11 protein-coding genes are annotated in these 14177 nt (G+C 67.7%); 10 read left to right on the forward strand and 1 reads right to left on the reverse strand.

All coding sequences use genetic code 11. The features are described from left to right. Window positions 1-278 precede the first annotated feature (278 nt). The 10 genes from GOAMI_RS11615 to GOAMI_RS11660 all read left to right on the forward strand — a co-directional run bounded on the left by GOAMI_RS11615 (window position 279) and on the right by GOAMI_RS11660 (window position 12953). Window positions 279-2495, forward strand: coding sequence for an MMPL family transporter (locus GOAMI_RS11615; RefSeq protein WP_006436698.1), 2217 nt, complete (start codon window positions 279-281; stop codon window positions 2493-2495). 2 nt (window positions 2496-2497) lie between these two features. Next, a complete protein-coding gene (locus GOAMI_RS11620; protein WP_006436699.1) occupies window positions 2498-3133 on the forward strand; it encodes a TetR family transcriptional regulator in 636 nt (211 codons plus the stop codon). 230 nt (window positions 3134-3363) lie between these two features. After that, complete coding sequence (locus GOAMI_RS11625; RefSeq protein ID WP_006436701.1) at window positions 3364-4647, forward strand: hypothetical protein; 1284 nt, start codon at window positions 3364-3366, stop codon at window positions 4645-4647. A 178-nt stretch (window positions 4648-4825) separates the two neighbouring features. Further along, complete coding sequence (locus GOAMI_RS11630; protein ID WP_040004792.1) at window positions 4826-5989, forward strand: phosphatase PAP2 family protein; 1164 nt, start codon at window positions 4826-4828, stop codon at window positions 5987-5989. A 341-nt stretch (window positions 5990-6330) separates the two neighbouring features. Continuing rightward, entirely contained in the window at window positions 6331-7599 is a 1269-nt protein-coding gene (locus GOAMI_RS11635) for an ABC transporter substrate-binding protein (RefSeq protein ID WP_081598233.1), read from the forward strand. Between the two features lie 149 nt (window positions 7600-7748). Then, on the forward strand, window positions 7749-9755 hold the full coding sequence (locus tag GOAMI_RS11640) for an ABC transporter permease (protein ID WP_006436704.1): 2007 nt from the start codon (window positions 7749-7751) through the stop codon (window positions 9753-9755). Beyond that, window positions 9748-10641, forward strand: a complete 894-nt coding sequence (locus tag GOAMI_RS11645; protein WP_006436705.1) for an ABC transporter ATP-binding protein — start codon at window positions 9748-9750, stop codon at window positions 10639-10641. The genes GOAMI_RS11640 and GOAMI_RS11645 overlap by 8 nt, the downstream gene beginning before the upstream one ends. Further along, window positions 10638-11378, forward strand: coding sequence for an ABC transporter ATP-binding protein (locus GOAMI_RS11650; protein WP_006436706.1), 741 nt, complete (start codon window positions 10638-10640; stop codon window positions 11376-11378). The genes GOAMI_RS11645 and GOAMI_RS11650 overlap by 4 nt, the downstream gene beginning before the upstream one ends. A gap of 44 nt (window positions 11379-11422) precedes the next feature. Further along, a complete protein-coding gene (locus GOAMI_RS11655) occupies window positions 11423-12136 on the forward strand; it encodes a TetR/AcrR family transcriptional regulator (protein ID WP_006436707.1) in 714 nt (237 codons plus the stop codon). Between the two features lie 184 nt (window positions 12137-12320). After that, window positions 12321-12953 (forward strand): hypothetical protein, encoded by a 633-nt coding sequence (locus tag GOAMI_RS11660; RefSeq protein ID WP_006436708.1) that lies wholly within the window; start codon window positions 12321-12323, stop codon window positions 12951-12953. Here the strand turns inward: GOAMI_RS11660 and GOAMI_RS11665 are convergent. Continuing rightward, window positions 12905-14167: an oxygenase MpaB family protein gene (locus tag GOAMI_RS11665; protein ID WP_006436709.1), complete on the reverse strand. Its 1263-nt coding sequence runs from the start codon at window positions 14165-14167 to the stop codon at window positions 12905-12907. The genes GOAMI_RS11660 and GOAMI_RS11665 overlap by 49 nt on opposite strands. Window positions 14168-14177 lie beyond the last annotated feature (10 nt).

Consider the following 14177-nt stretch of genomic DNA (forward strand, 5'->3'; position numbering starts at 1 on the left):
GCGCGACACACCTCACAGCCGTTCGCTCACGGTGAGCGTCGACGCCACGGATGCGTCCGAAAAGCGCAATATGTCACAAATTTCCACTTGATACGCGTGACTAACGGAAGCGAGCAGGTCACCCTTGGTTCCGTGCCGGAACCGGGGGCCTGTGCAAAAGTGGTACTCAATAACTACTGTTAGTGACTAACACGTATGGCGGCAGTGCCATATGTCGCACGATCGGTCGGCACTGCCGCCGACCCCTGCGCTCGAAAACCGAAAGGGTTTACCACGCCATGGCGTCGTATCTGTTCAAGCTCGGGAGGTTCTCCTTCCGGCACAAGTGGGCCGTCATAGCGGTCTGGCTGATCGCGATGATCGCGGTCGTCTCGCTCGTCGGCGTGCTGAAGCCGAAGTTCGCCCAGGACTTCAGCCTGCCCGGAACCGATTCGGGCACCGCCACCGAGCAGGTGGAGGAGTACTTCCCGCAGGTCATGAAGGAGCAGGAACGCGCGTCCACGAGCATCGTCGTGGCCGCGAACGACGGCCTGCAGAACCACACCGAGCAGATCAACAAGCTGGCCGAGGATCTCCGCACGCTGCCGGACGTCATCGCCCCGGAGACCGTGGTGAACCCGGTGATGGCTGCTGCCGTCGACCCGGCCATCGCCGCGTCGGTCCTCGGCGACAACGATCGCGTCGGCCTGATCCAGGTCCGTCAGAACATCACGATCATGGACCTGACGACCGAGAACAAGGACCAGCTCGTCAAGATCCTCGACGAGAACCGCGGCAACGGCCTGCAGGTCGAGGCCACCGGCGCGCTGATGCAGGTGATGGAGCAGGGCGGCGCCGCCGAACTGATCGGCTTCGCCATCGCGTTCGTCGTCATGATCGTCGCCTTCGGCGCCCTGATCGCCGCGTTCATCCCGCTCGTCACCGCCATCGTCGGCGTCGCGATCACCATCATGCTGCTCACCCTGTCGGCCGAGCTGCTCTCGATCAACCAGTCGGCGACCGCCATCGTCACCATGCTGGGCATCGCCGTGTCCATCGACTACGCGCTGTTCATCGTGTCCCGGTACCGGGCCGAACTGAGCCGGGGCGGTGATGCGGCCGATGCCGCCGGCCGCGCGGTCGGAACGGCCGGATCGGCTGTCGTGTTCGCCGGCCTCACGGTCATCATCGCGGTCGTCGCCCTCGTGGTCATCGGCATCCCGATCATCACCCAGATGGGTGCCGGCGCCGCCGTCGCCGTCCTGATCGCGGTCGTCGCCGCACTCACGCTCATCCCGGCACTCCTCGGCGCGTTCGGTCGCTTCGCCTTCCGTCCGAAGATCCCGTGGATCAAGCACGCCGAGCAGTCCGAGGACGGCGACACCCTGGGCGTCCGCCTCGGCCGCACCGTCGTCAAGGCTCCGATCCCCTTCATCGTCCTCGGCCTGCTGGCTCTCGCCGCGGCCGCCATCCCGGCCACCAAGATGGAGCTGGGCCTGTCGCTGTCGACCGAGGACGAGGCACCGGCGCAAGCCTTGCTGAGCAAGGGTTTCGGTGAGGGCATCAACGGCCCGCTGCTCGTCATCCTGCACGACGCCGACGCCCCGATCGCGCCGGCCGCGGACGACGCCGTCAAGCACATCGCCACCCTGAAGGACGTCGTCAACCCCGACTCGCTCACCTGGATCGGCAACGAGGGCGGACAGAACGGCAACACCGCACTCATCACCGTGACACCGAAGAGCGCACCGTCCTCGCCGGCGACGCACACGCTGATGGAGAACATCCGCGCGTACGCACCGGTTGTCGACGAGCAGGGCGCCGAACTGCATGTCGGCGGACAGACCGCGATCATGTCGGATCTGTCGCAGAAGCTCGACGACGCGCTGATCCCCTATCTGATCGTCGTCGTCGGCCTGGCGTTCCTGATCATGATCGGTGTCTTCCGCTCCCTGTGGGTGCCGCTGATCGGCACGGTCGGCTTCATCTTCTCCGTGCTCGCGACCTTCGGCATCACAGTTGCGATCTTCCAGGAGGGCTGGTTCGGCATCATCTCGCACACCCAGCCGATCATCTCGTTCCTGCCGATCTTCCTCATCGGCGTGGTCTTCGGACTCGCGATGGACTACCAGGTGTTCCTGGTGACCCGAATGCGCGAGGAGTACATCCACGGCATGACCGCCAAGGAGGCCATCGTCGCGGGCTACCGGCACGGCGCCCGTGTGGTGACGTCGGCGGCGATCATCATGATCAGCGTCTTCGCCGCGTTCATGCTGTCCCCGGAGACGACCGCCAAGATGATGGGCTTCGCCCTCGCCTCGGCAGTCCTGTTCGACGCCTTCGTGATCCGCATGCTGGTCGTCCCGGCCGTGATCGCCCTCCTCGGCGACCGCGCCTGGACCCTGCCGCGCTGGCTCGACAAACTCGTCATCAACTTCGACATCGAGGGCGAGTCGGTCCGCCACCGCGGGCTCGCAGATCCGGACGACACGAAGACGCCGGTACCGGCGGGCTGACCGTGTCCACAGGACGATCCACCCCCGACGCCCCGGGCACCGGCCCGGGGCGTCGGCCCGGCTTGCGCGAGCGGCAGAAGATGCGCACGCGCAACGCCATCCGTGAGGCCGCTCTGCACCTCATCGCCGAGCACGGTTACGCGAAGACGACGGTCGAACAGATCGCCGAGGCCGCCGGTGTCTCCCATATGACGTTCTTCCGCTACTTCCCCACCAAAGAGCAGGTGGTCGTGGGTGGGGAGCATTTCGAGGCGGAGGCTCGTGCGATCGTCGAGTCGATGCCCCGAGGCCTCGGGCACTTCGACCTCATCCGTCGGCTGTTCACCGAACTGGACCGCCTCACCGCCGACGACCCCTGGGTGGGCAATCCCCTACGGATGCAACTGATCCGATCGGAACCACTGCTGCAGAAGACCTTTCACGTCGAGGTCGAGCGAACGATGGCCGGGATGCGACAGCTCCTCGCCGACTATCTCGGCCGCGACGCCGACGACTTCGCGCTCGGAGTGTTCCTCGACGCGGTGGCCGGCGTGACCTTCCGCCTCGCGGCCCAGGCCGAGGAGAGTTCCACGCAGCCGCAGATCGAGACGACCCTGCGGGCCATCGACCTTCTCGAGCAGGGTCTTCCGCTCGACTGAGCGGCCCCGCTGAAGACCCTCCCTGAATACCGCCGCCGGAAACCCCGTGGGATCCGCCCCCGAAATCCTCCCTCAGCAGGAATGTCGGATACACATAGTCGACGGCCGGCCTGGGGAGGGTCGATTCCAGGGGTGCATTTCAGGGACGGCGTTCTCGAGCGTTTCCGAATGTCGCAGTGCGCCGGTGTGACCCGGCCTACGATGAGCTGACCCGCGCAGGAGGGATCAGCATGCGACTCACCCGACGCCTCCAGATCAGGCTCTGGCCATGCACTCTCGCGGTCTCTGCACTGACATTCGCCCTCGCCGCGACATCACTCATCGCGGCCTCGCCGCCGACGGCCCGGGGTTTCGCCGAGGACATCTGCTACACGCCGGGAGCTCCACCGCACAGCTGCGGACCGCTGCCGGTCGTCTGTCCCCCGGACAACCCGAACGACCCGATCTGCGGGGCACGCGCCTTCCTCCGTTACGCCTACACGCTTCGCCAGCCGCTCGGCGGGCGCAGCCTGGTGCACACCGATTCCACGTACATCATCGCGCGCAAGGTCGGGTTCTCCGTGCGCGACGCCTACTGGATCGCCGCGTACAGCGAGGCGACCGACCTGGGCACCTTCGTTCCCCGTGACCTACGCGGAAATCTGCTGCCGAACGCGGGAGCACTCACCACGAAGGACATCGGCGGCCTCGTACGCACCCACTTCGCGACCGGCGGCTTCCTGTTCCACTTCCTGCCGACCATGCGCGGGCCCCGATCCCCCCAGCCGAACGGCTTGCAGCCCAACGTGAACGACCCGCGGCACGAGGTGATGCTCACCCACATCCGCAAGTGGGCGATGGACGGCCCGGGCAGCGCCGCACCCCTGTGCACCGGCGGTTTCACGAACCGCACGGCCACCGGCGACTACGCCACCGGCGCAACTTGTTACGGCGGTGAGCAGCCTGTTCCGATCAACGGTCAGTACAGCCTCGTCGATCCGATGGACATCCCCTTCCAGAACATGACCGGCCGCCAGGTCATCTCCGACGGGGTGACCTCGGACCGCTTCGACTCCTACATCGGCAACCAGTCGGCCAATGCGCGGACCGGCATCTACATCCACGCGCTCGGCGACCGCATCTCGCACCACGTGTGCACCGACGAAGGACGCATCACCCCGCCGACGCCGCGCCAGCGCGCGTTCGACATCGACCTGTTGGTGCCGGGATGCGATCAGGGGCCGCACGCGGTGCGCCACGAGTTCGAAACCGGAGTGGACTTCGGCAAGCTCGAGCGGCAGGACCGCACGACCGAGGCGACGCTGTCCATGGTCTACGACGAGCTGGTGAACTTCGCCCGCCTCCGCGGCACCCTGGACCCGTCGGCGACCACGCCGGCCGCGAAGACCGCGGTCGTGACCAACGGCCTGCTGCCGGCCCTCGAGCGCCGCAACCCGGAAGCCCGTCTCCGCGCGGTCACCTCGGTCGGCTGTCGTCTCGGTGTGCCGGCCTTCCCCGGTAGCCCGGCCTGCTGACACCTCCTCCGTCGGGGGCCGCCTCATCGAGTCCGGCAGGAGGCACCCCGACGCCCCGGCCGTTTGTCCGGCGAACAACCTCTAGGATCGAGGGGTGACCCGCGACAGCGACGCCCGGCCCCGCACCAGTTCCGCACGTCGCCCGCGGCGACGGACCGTCGCGCGGTTGCTGGCGCCGCTGATCGCGACCGCTGCCGCCGTCACCGCCACCGCCGCACTGGTCGCCCCCACCCAGGCCGCACCCGCGAAGCCCGCACCGGCGCCGTTCCCGATCGGCGACCTGGCACGGCTCTACCCGTCGGACGTCTCCTCATTCCCCGGCGGCATCTACCTACAACCGATCGAGACGTTCAGCGCGCTGCGCCGGGACCATCCCGAGATCATGGCGCAGAACCTCGACAAGGTGGTGGCGATCAACCAGGCCGCGGCCGACGACCCCGCCCTGCAGCGACGCGCCCTCACCGACGCCCACGACGATCCGCTCGTGACGATGTCGGATGCGTTCGGGCAACAGCTCGGACGCCACTTCCGGGACGCCCTGACCGCCGGCCGGCTGCCCAAGACCAAGGCGATCTTCAGCGACTACCTGGCACGCGGTGGCGGCCTCGCCAACACGACACTCGTCGAGAAGTACGTGTTCGACAACGACCGTCCGTTCGTCGTCGCCCCCACGCGAATCCGGAAGTACACACGCGCCGGCGCGAACGAGTACGACGCCCTCGGAACCAATCCGTCCTTCCCCTCGGGACACGCGGGCATGTTCTTCTGGCGGGGAACCCTTCTCGCGCTGATGCTTCCCGAGTTCGCCCCGCAGTTCCTCACACGCGCTTCCGAGGGTGGATATCACCGCATCGTCCTCGGTGTGCACTACCCGCTCGACGTGATCGGGGGCGCGATGGTCGGGCAGGCGGCGGCCGCCGACCGGTGGAACGACCCGGGCTTCAACCGGCTGCTCCGCGCGTCCGCCGCCGAGATCCGTCGTGAACTCGAATGGCGTTGCGGCGCCCCGTTGCCCATCTGCATCGAGCAGGACACCCCGTATCTGACCGACGCCGAGGCGAGGCACATCTACACCGATCGCCTCACGTACGGCTTCGGTCGCGTTGCCTCACCCACCCATCGGATGGTCGTTCCGCAGCAGGCCGTCGACATGATCGCACCGGCCTTCCCGTCGCTGTCGGACGCGCAGCGTCGTCAGATCCTCGTCGCGACTGCACATCCCGCCGGGTACCCACTCGACGACCAGCGGCCGGGACGCGCCTCCTGGCAGCGACTCGACCTCGTGCGGGCTTACACCGCGCGCGTGACCGTCGACCGCGACGGCGACGTCACCGTTCACTGACGACCCGCTCCACTTTTCTTACTGAATCGTTTGCCCCACTGCGCGTTGCGAACTCGCCGAACGCGCCAGTTCGGCGTGCCGATTGGACCAGTGTGAGTCCAGTTTGCCGGAACAGCCTGACACCGCCGTAAGGATACGGCTAATTTTCGGGTGGTCCACGTCACATCCGACGGGGACTCACCGCCCGTGACCAGGGCGGACGGTGCCGATTCTCGGACCCAGTCCGACGACTGGGTTAACGAACTCAATCACCCTCAAGCCCCGCCGGGGCGATGTCGTCATGCCCTCGTTCTCGGGCTGCTTCGTCGTGCCCGGAGATCATCGGGAAAGGCAGTCGAAACATGCGTTTGTCGAACTCTCGAAGAGCCGGTCGGTTGGCGGCGGTCGCCGTCGCCGCGGCGTGCGTCTTCTCGGTCGTGTCGTGTAGCAGCGACGACGGCGGATCGGATGGCTCCGCCGCGGATTCCAGCGGCGCCAAGGCCTCCGGCGAAGCGATCAAGGTCGGGTTGTTCAACCCTTCGAAGGGCCCGGCCACCCAGCCCGGGGTCACGACCGGCAAGCAGGCGGCCGTCGATTACATCAACAACCAGATCGGCGGCATCAACGGTCGTCCCATCGAGATCGTCGACTGTGGCATCGACCAGACCGCACCCGAGTCGACGGTGTCCTGCGCCAACCAGTTCGTCGAGGCCGGCGTGGTCGCCGCGATCGACGGGTTCAACGCCGAATCCGCCGCCGCCGTACCGATTCTCACCGCCGCGAAGATCCCGCTGGTCGGCCAGATCCCGTTCAGCACCATCACCGGGGCATCGCCGGCGAACCGCGTGTACTTCGGTCCGCCGCCGGCTGCGTTCCTCGTCGGCTTCATGCAGCAGCTCAAAGCCGAGGGCAAGACGTCACTGACCCTGGCGAACGCGGACCTGCCCCAGGCCCACCAGGTCTTCGACGGGCTCATGAAACCGCTCGGCGCACAGCTCGGCATCGACGTGAAGTCGGTCTACTACCCGCCGACCGACCCCAACTTCACGCAGCTGGCCAGCCAGCTCGCCGAGGGCAATCCGGCCGCCGCCGGACTCATGACCTCCCCCAACGACAACGTCTGCACCAAGCTCGCACAGTCGCTGCGCTCGGTGAAGTACGAGGGGACCATGTTCATGGCCGCGTGCACCGACTTCATCGACACGCTCGGCGCGCAGGCCGTCGGCGCACAGACCTACTCTCCGTTCTGGCAGCCGCCCGCCCTCGACGCCACCCCAGCTGAGGTCAAGGGCAACCTGGAGACCGCACAGAAGTTCATCGACGATCAGAACGGCACCGCCGGCTTCTACGCCTACGGCACGTTCTCGATCCTCGCGGACTTTGCGACCACGGTCGGCAACGCGAAGCTCACCGAGTACACCGGGCCGAGCGTCCTGCGCACCCTCAAGGCGATCAAGGACTACCAGTCCTTCATCGGCCCGAAGCTGACCTGCGGCAAGACGACGAGCCCGAACTGCACCACCGAGATGCTGCTGTTCAACGTCGTCGGTGACAAGAAGACCGAGCCCGCCACCGGCGGTTTCATCACCCCGCTCCCGGCAGCGCTCCAGCGCATCCCGGGCGCCTACTGAGCGATACACCGCGCGGTGGGGCGGGCCTCGACCCGAGGCGCGTCCCACCGCACCCGCTCTCCACGAACCGATCTCCGGGTGGCGCGTCCACCCGTCCGCGCCATCCGACCGCGTGAGATGCACACGCGCCGAACGAATGAGTACGCCACATGGGCCAGTTCCTCCAGTTCGCCTTCCTCGGGCTAGCCGCCGGTGCCATCTATTCGGTACTCGCGTCATCCCTGGTCGGCATCTATGCCGCCACCGGCATCATCAACTTCGCCCAGGGCGCCATCGGCCTCTACTCGGTCTATCTCGTCGCGGCGTTACGCACGGACGGCAGCCTCGTCCTGCCCATCGGCACCGTGAGTCTCGGCAGTGAGGACAACCCCACGTCGATGGAACTGGCACTGATCCTCGGTGTGGTCAGTGCCGTGGTCTGGGCGTTGCTGGCACATGTCCTCGTCTTCCGGCCCCTGCGACACGCGCCCGTGCTGGCGCAGGTGGTCGCGTCGGTCGGTCTCATGTTGTTCCTGCAGGCCCTCGTCCAGTTGCGCTTCGACACGGAAAACCTCTTCGCCCAGTCGATCCTGCCGGAAACCACCGTCGAGATCGGCGGTGCCGTCGTCAACGTCTCCGATCTGATCCTCGCCGGCGTCGCCATCGCGGTGTCCCTGCTGCTGTGGGCCTACTTCCGGCTCACCACCCTCGGTGTCGCGACGCGCGCCGGGTCCGAGGACGAACTCGCCGCCCGCCTGTCCGGCTACTCCCCCGACCGTCTCGCCGCCATCGTGTGGGCGATCACCGGCGTGGCAACGGGTCTGATCGTCGTGCTCGCCTCGTTCACCATCGGGCTGACCGTCACGAGCTACACGTTCTTCGTCATCCCCGCGCTCGCCGTCGCCCTGGTCGGGCGGCTGACGTCCTTCGGGATCGCTTGCGCCGCAGGCCTTGTGCTCGGGGCCTTCCAGTCGGTCATCTCCTGGCTCGCCACCAAGAGCTGGTGGCCGGAATGGGCGCAGTCCGGGCTCGGCGACGCCGTGCCCTTCGTCATCGTCGTCGTCGCACTGTTCCTCCTCGGCGGCCGTATCCCGTCGCGCGGATCGCTCGGCGAGGTACGCATGCCGGCGGTGCGCATCCCGCGCATCCGGATCATCCCGACCGTCGCGATCATCGCAGCCGTCGTCATCGCGATCCTGCTCACCTCCGGCACCTGGCGGTTCGGCGTGGTCACCTCGGTGATCCTCTCGCTCATCGCCCTGTCGCTGGTTCTGCTGACCGGCTACCTGGGCCAGATCTCGTTGGCGTCCATGGCCTTTGCCGGAGCCGCCGGATTCGCCCTGTCGAAGCTGACCACCAACTGGAACGTGCCGTTCCCGTTCAGCATGCTGTTCGCGGCACTCATCGCGACCGGTCTCGGCGTGTTGGTCGGCGTCCCGGCCCTCCGCATCCGCGGCGCGCAGCTCGCGGTGGTGACCCTGGCAGCGGCACTGGCGATCCAGAGTTTCGTGTTCAACAACCCCGCCATCACGGCATTCGAGGGCAACATGATCGCCGACCCGACGATCTTCGGCATCGACCTCGGTGTACGCGACGGCACCAATCTCGTCACCCTTCGGTTCGCGCTGATGGTCCTCGTCGTCGTCGCGCTCGCCACCCTCGTCGTCCTGCGGTTCATGGGCGGCTCGACCGGCCGCGCGTTCCTCGCGGTCCGTTCCAACGAGCGCGCCGCGGCGTCGGTCGGGATCAACGTCGCCGCAACCAAACTCCTCGGCTTCGCCCTGTCGGCCTTCCTCGCCGGCATCGGCGGCTGTCTCATCGGCTACAGCCGCGGCCAGCTCTCGGCCGGTTCGTTCACCGTCATGATCGGCCTGACCCTGCTCGCGATGACCTACGTCGGCGGCATCACCTCGTTCGCCGGCGCCGTCATCGCCGGCATCATCGGTCCGCTCGGCGTCGGCTATGTGTTCCTCACCCAGACCCTCAGTCTCGGTGAGTACTACGAACTCATCGCCGCCGGCAGCCTCCTGCTGATGGCCGTGCTCAACCCCGTCGGCGTGGCCGGCGCGGCGTCGGAACTCGGTGACAAGATCCGGGCCCTGCGGCACCGGAAACCAGACCCCAAACCCGAGGCGCCCGGCGCGGCGCAGAGCACACAGGCAGGTGTCCATGTCTGAGTCCACCGCATCCGATACCGCCGTCCTGGACGGGACCGCGCTGCTCCGAACCGGCGGGCTCTCCGTCCGATATGGCGGCGTCAGCGCCAATTCCGATGTCGACATCACCGTCGGCGCCGGCGAGATCGTCGGATTGATCGGCCCCAACGGCGCGGGCAAGACCACCTTCGTCGACGCCGTCACCGGGTTCACCAAGTCGACCGGCACGGTCTCACTCGCCGGTGAACGCCTGGAGAAGGCGTCGCCGCACCGTCGGCGGCGAGCGGGTATGGCACGCACGTGGCAGGCCGGTGAGCTGTTCACCGACCTCACCGTCTCCCAGAACCTGGCCGTCGCCGTCCAGCCCGTCGGTCTGCGCGCGATGCTGTCCGACGTCGTCAACGGTTCGCGGCCGCCCGCCGAGACCCTCGATCGGGCACTCGACCTGGTCGGCCTGCGCGACGCCGCCGATCAGCTGCCCGGCGAACTCACGCTGGGACAACAGAAGTTGGTGGGCGTCGCCCGGGCGCTGGTCGGCGGGACAAGGCTCGTCCTGCTCGACGAGCCCGCCGCGGGCCTCGACACCCACGAGAGCCGTGACTTCGGCGCCGAACTGCGGCGCATCGCCGCCACCGGCATCGGCATCCTGCTCATCGACCACGACATGTCGCTGGTCCTCGACGTCTGCGACCGCCTCTACGTGCTCGACTTCGGGAAGGTCATCGCCAGCGGCACACCCGCCGCCATCCAGGACGACCCGGCGGTGATCTCCGCCTACCTGGGAAGCCCGGAGGTCGACCCGGATGTCGTCGCCGAACTCGACGCGGCGGATTCGTCCGGTGCCCCATCCGACCCCGCGACCGGCACCCAACCCTCCCTCACCGACGCGCCCGAGGAGAACCGATGAGCACCGACACCTCCGCCGAAAAGCCGGTCCTCGAACTCGACGACATCACCGTCGGGTACGGCGGTGTGCCGGCGGTACGCGGTCTGAGTGCCTCGGTCCGCCCCGGGGAGATCCTCGCCCTGCTCGGGCCCAACGGTGCCGGCAAGACGACGACCCTGCTCGCCGCCGTCGGCGCACTGCCGCTGATGTCGGGCTCCGTCACCGCGCTGGGCGAGCCGATCGACCACCACATCGAACGCAACGCACGCCGTGGCGTGACCCTGGTCCCCGACACCCGCGGTCTCTTCCACAAGCTGTCGGTCTCGGACAACCTGCGGCTCGCCAAATGCAAGAACGGCACCGACCTCGACACCGTCTTCGAGTACTTCCCGAAACTGAAGACCATGCGTTCGCGGCACTGCGGCAACCTCTCCGGCGGTGAGCAGCAGATGCTCGCCCTCGCCAAGGCCCTGCTCGCGCGTCCGCGGGTGCTGCTCATCGACGAGATGAGTCTCGGCCTGTCGCCGGTGGCCGTGCAGGATCTGCTTCCGCGGCTCCGCTCGTTCGCCGACGAACACCAGATGGCGGTGGTCCTCGTCGAACAGCACATCGACCTCGCGCTCGGGATCGCCGACTCGGCGATAGTCCTGCATCACGGCCGGGTGGCCCTGTCGGCGAGCGCCGCCGAACTGCGCAGCAGACGAGACAAGGTGGAGGCCGCGTACTTCGGCCGCACCATCGAAGAACAGGCCTCCTGAGACCGGTCGCGACGAACGACACCACCGACGAATCCGGGGACGACGTGGTCATCGCCGACGATCAGAACACCGACGATCGGAACGCGAACGGGACCGACGGGTCCGCTCGCCGGCGCGTCGGGCGTGACCGCCCGGCGCGCAGCACCCGCAACCGCCCGACCGACGAGGAGTTGCTGGACGCCGCCTGCGAGGTGATCGCCGAGGTGGGCGCCGACCGCGCGACCATGACCTCGATCGCTGAACGCGGCAGCACCACGCGGGTGACCCTCTACGCCCATTTCGGGTCCCGCGACGAGCTCGTCTCACGCGTCATCGCCCGCGAACTCGACATCTTCACCTCGTTCATGTTCCGCGTCTACGACGAGAGCGAGGACATGCCCTACGGGGCGCGTGCCCGCCATTCGGTGCGGTGCCTGTTCGATTACGCCCGCAATCACCCCGCGGGCCTCCGCGTGCTGATGGGACGCAGTGAGGGCGGAGGCGGCAACCGGCGCTTGTACGCGGCGCTCGAACCGCGTATCTCCGCCCGGCTCCGAAAGAACTACGCCGAACAAGGCGCCGACATCGCGGCAAGCGCGGACACGCTCGCGTCCCTGCTGCTGGGCATGAGCCTCGACGTCGCGCACCGTGCGCTCATCGTCGACGGCGCCGGCATCGACGAGGCGTGTGACCTCGCGGTCACCGCCACCATGGCCGTACTCCGGGACGTCCGGCCGGAACAACTCCAAGCGCTCGACGCGTCCCTCGAACAGCGCTGACAGCCGGATCACCCGGCGTCGCCCGCACGATCGGCGGCCGGTCCCGGGCCCGTATCCAAGACCCGGACAAGTCGACCCCAAGTTTCCCGCAAGCGGGTCCGGCGATTCTTTCTCCTGTCACACGAACCCCCGCGGTCGAACCGCCCCGGTACCCCGGACCACGGCCGCCCAGGAGAGGAACACCATGTCGCGTCCGCAGAACATCCAGTCCGACACCGATCAGCTCGAGACCGAGGAGATCGGCCCGCTTCCCGGCCCGCGCCGGCCGCTGTGGCAGATCGGTCGCCGCGCCACCGTCATCGTGGCCTGCCTGGGCTTCAGTGCCCTTGCGGCGTGCAGCTTCAGCGTCGGCACCCAGACGGTCGAGGAGGCCTCCGACATCGATGTCGGCGAGTGCCTGCAGATCGGTGAGGAGGAAGGCGACGGCAAGGTGGCCGCCACCAAAGAGGACTGCGAGGGCACCGAGGGGCTGACATTCTACGCCGCCGACAAGGTGAGTTCCGGTGCGGAATGCACCGCCGACTACACCTCGAGCCTCACCTTCAGCGGAGGTGACGAGAAGCTCTGCATGACACCGAATTTCGCGACTGACACCTGCTATCAGATCCCACTCAACGGCGGAGACCTCGCCGACTACCGCGAGGTCGGATGCAGCACCTCGCCGGTGGCGAACACGATCATCGCCAAGACGGTCAGCCGTGGCGACGGATCGATCACCTGCCCCGGGGATCAGACGAGGTGGACCTTCACGCAGCCGGCGTCGATCGGTTACTGCCTGACCGAGGATGTCACCGCCGCAGGCGAATTCGGCGGCTGAGTCGCCGGTTCGGCCATCGGCGGCTGGCCCGACGATGCGGAGTTCGTCGCCGCGTCGACCAGGCCGTGACCGACCCGGTAGTCGGCGCGCATCCGGGCCATCTCCGCATCGCGCACGCGATAGGCCTTCTCGATCCGCGCACGGGCTCGCCGTGCGCCGCCCCGGCGCTGTGCCGAGCCGGCCAATGCGAGGGCCGGACCGACCCGACCGAGAACGTGCTTGATCGTCCCGTCCGGGATACCCAGGGCGTCCGCGTCGTGGTCGCCGATGAACACCCGCTGCAACCCGTACATGACGGTGGTGGCCAACCGGTTTCGCAGGACACGCGGGCCGGGGAGCACGTTGGCGAGTTCCGGGACGAGATAGTCCTCGGTGAGCGCGACCACGAAGTCGTGATCATCGGGTCCGGGTCCCGGCGACGTCAGGCGATACAGCTCCTCGATGCGGACATGATCGGCCTCGCAGCTCGGATTCAGTTCTGGACTCATGCCGACGACATGCCCGACGTAACGCCAGAGATGGTAGATGTCCTCGAGTTCCCGATCGGTGAACCGGACCCCGAGGGTGTGCATGGCGTCGATCGCGATATGCCCGAACTCGGCGATCGTGAAGGCCATGTACGGCTGTGGAATCGGTACACCCCAGGCCTTTTCGTCCCAGTCGCCCCGCTTCCACAGCATCTGCCGCACATGCGCGTGGATCATTCGGACCCGCACGGTGTACGCGAAACCGTCTCCGTCGCGGCGCATCCCGCCCGGCGTGATGACCTGGCTGAGCCACTCCCCGACCTCCACCGACCGCATCGCCGGCTGCGACACGTAGCGCCCGGTGATCGCGAGCGGCTTGGCGGCGATGGTGTTCCCCGCTCCGCGTACCAGTGATGCCGCACCCAGCACGATGCCGAGCGGTGCGGTGTTGACGATGAGCGCATCCGCGGCCCGGGCCATCCGATCGTGGTCGGCCCAGGCCGGCTCGTCGTCGAGGAAGGCGAACAGCGCGCGCATGGAATCGGTGGACTCGTCGAGCGAGGAGATCCCGTGGGCGAGTGCGTTCCGCAGCACGGAGGTCGTCGACCCGCCCGGGTGCGAGTCGGCCGCGACCGCCTCGGCGAGGGGATCGGCGAGCCACATCTGGTCGAGCCAGACCCGCCCGGCCTCGCCATAGCGCTGCACCGCGAGGTCGGCATTCACCAGATCAGACGGGATCGATTCCATGGAGTAATGA

It is taken from the genome of Gordonia amicalis NBRC 100051 = JCM 11271 (assembly GCF_000332995.1).
GTDB lineage: Bacteria > Actinomycetota > Actinomycetes > Mycobacteriales > Mycobacteriaceae > Gordonia > Gordonia amicalis.

Excerpts from the sequence above, each read along its gene's own strand:
- GOAMI_RS11615 (WP_006436698.1), top strand. The coding sequence starts at position 279 with ATGGCGTCGTATCTGTTCAAGCTCGGGAGGTTCTCCTTCCGGCACAAG.
- GOAMI_RS11645 (WP_006436705.1), top strand. The coding sequence starts at position 9,748 with ATGTCTGAGTCCACCGCATCCGATACCGCCGTCCTGGACGGGACCGCG.
- GOAMI_RS11660 (WP_006436708.1), top strand. The coding sequence starts at position 12,321 with ATGTCGCGTCCGCAGAACATCCAGTCCGACACCGATCAGCTCGAGACC.
- GOAMI_RS11665 (WP_006436709.1), bottom strand. The coding sequence starts at position 14,167 with ATGGAATCGATCCCGTCTGATCTGGTGAATGCCGACCTCGCGGTGCAG.
- GOAMI_RS11625 (WP_006436701.1), top strand. The coding sequence starts at position 3,364 with ATGCGACTCACCCGACGCCTCCAGATCAGGCTCTGGCCATGCACTCTC.
- GOAMI_RS11650 (WP_006436706.1), top strand. The coding sequence starts at position 10,638 with ATGAGCACCGACACCTCCGCCGAAAAGCCGGTCCTCGAACTCGACGAC.
- GOAMI_RS11640 (WP_006436704.1), top strand. The coding sequence starts at position 7,749 with ATGGGCCAGTTCCTCCAGTTCGCCTTCCTCGGGCTAGCCGCCGGTGCC.
- GOAMI_RS11635 (WP_081598233.1), top strand. The coding sequence starts at position 6,331 with ATGCGTTTGTCGAACTCTCGAAGAGCCGGTCGGTTGGCGGCGGTCGCC.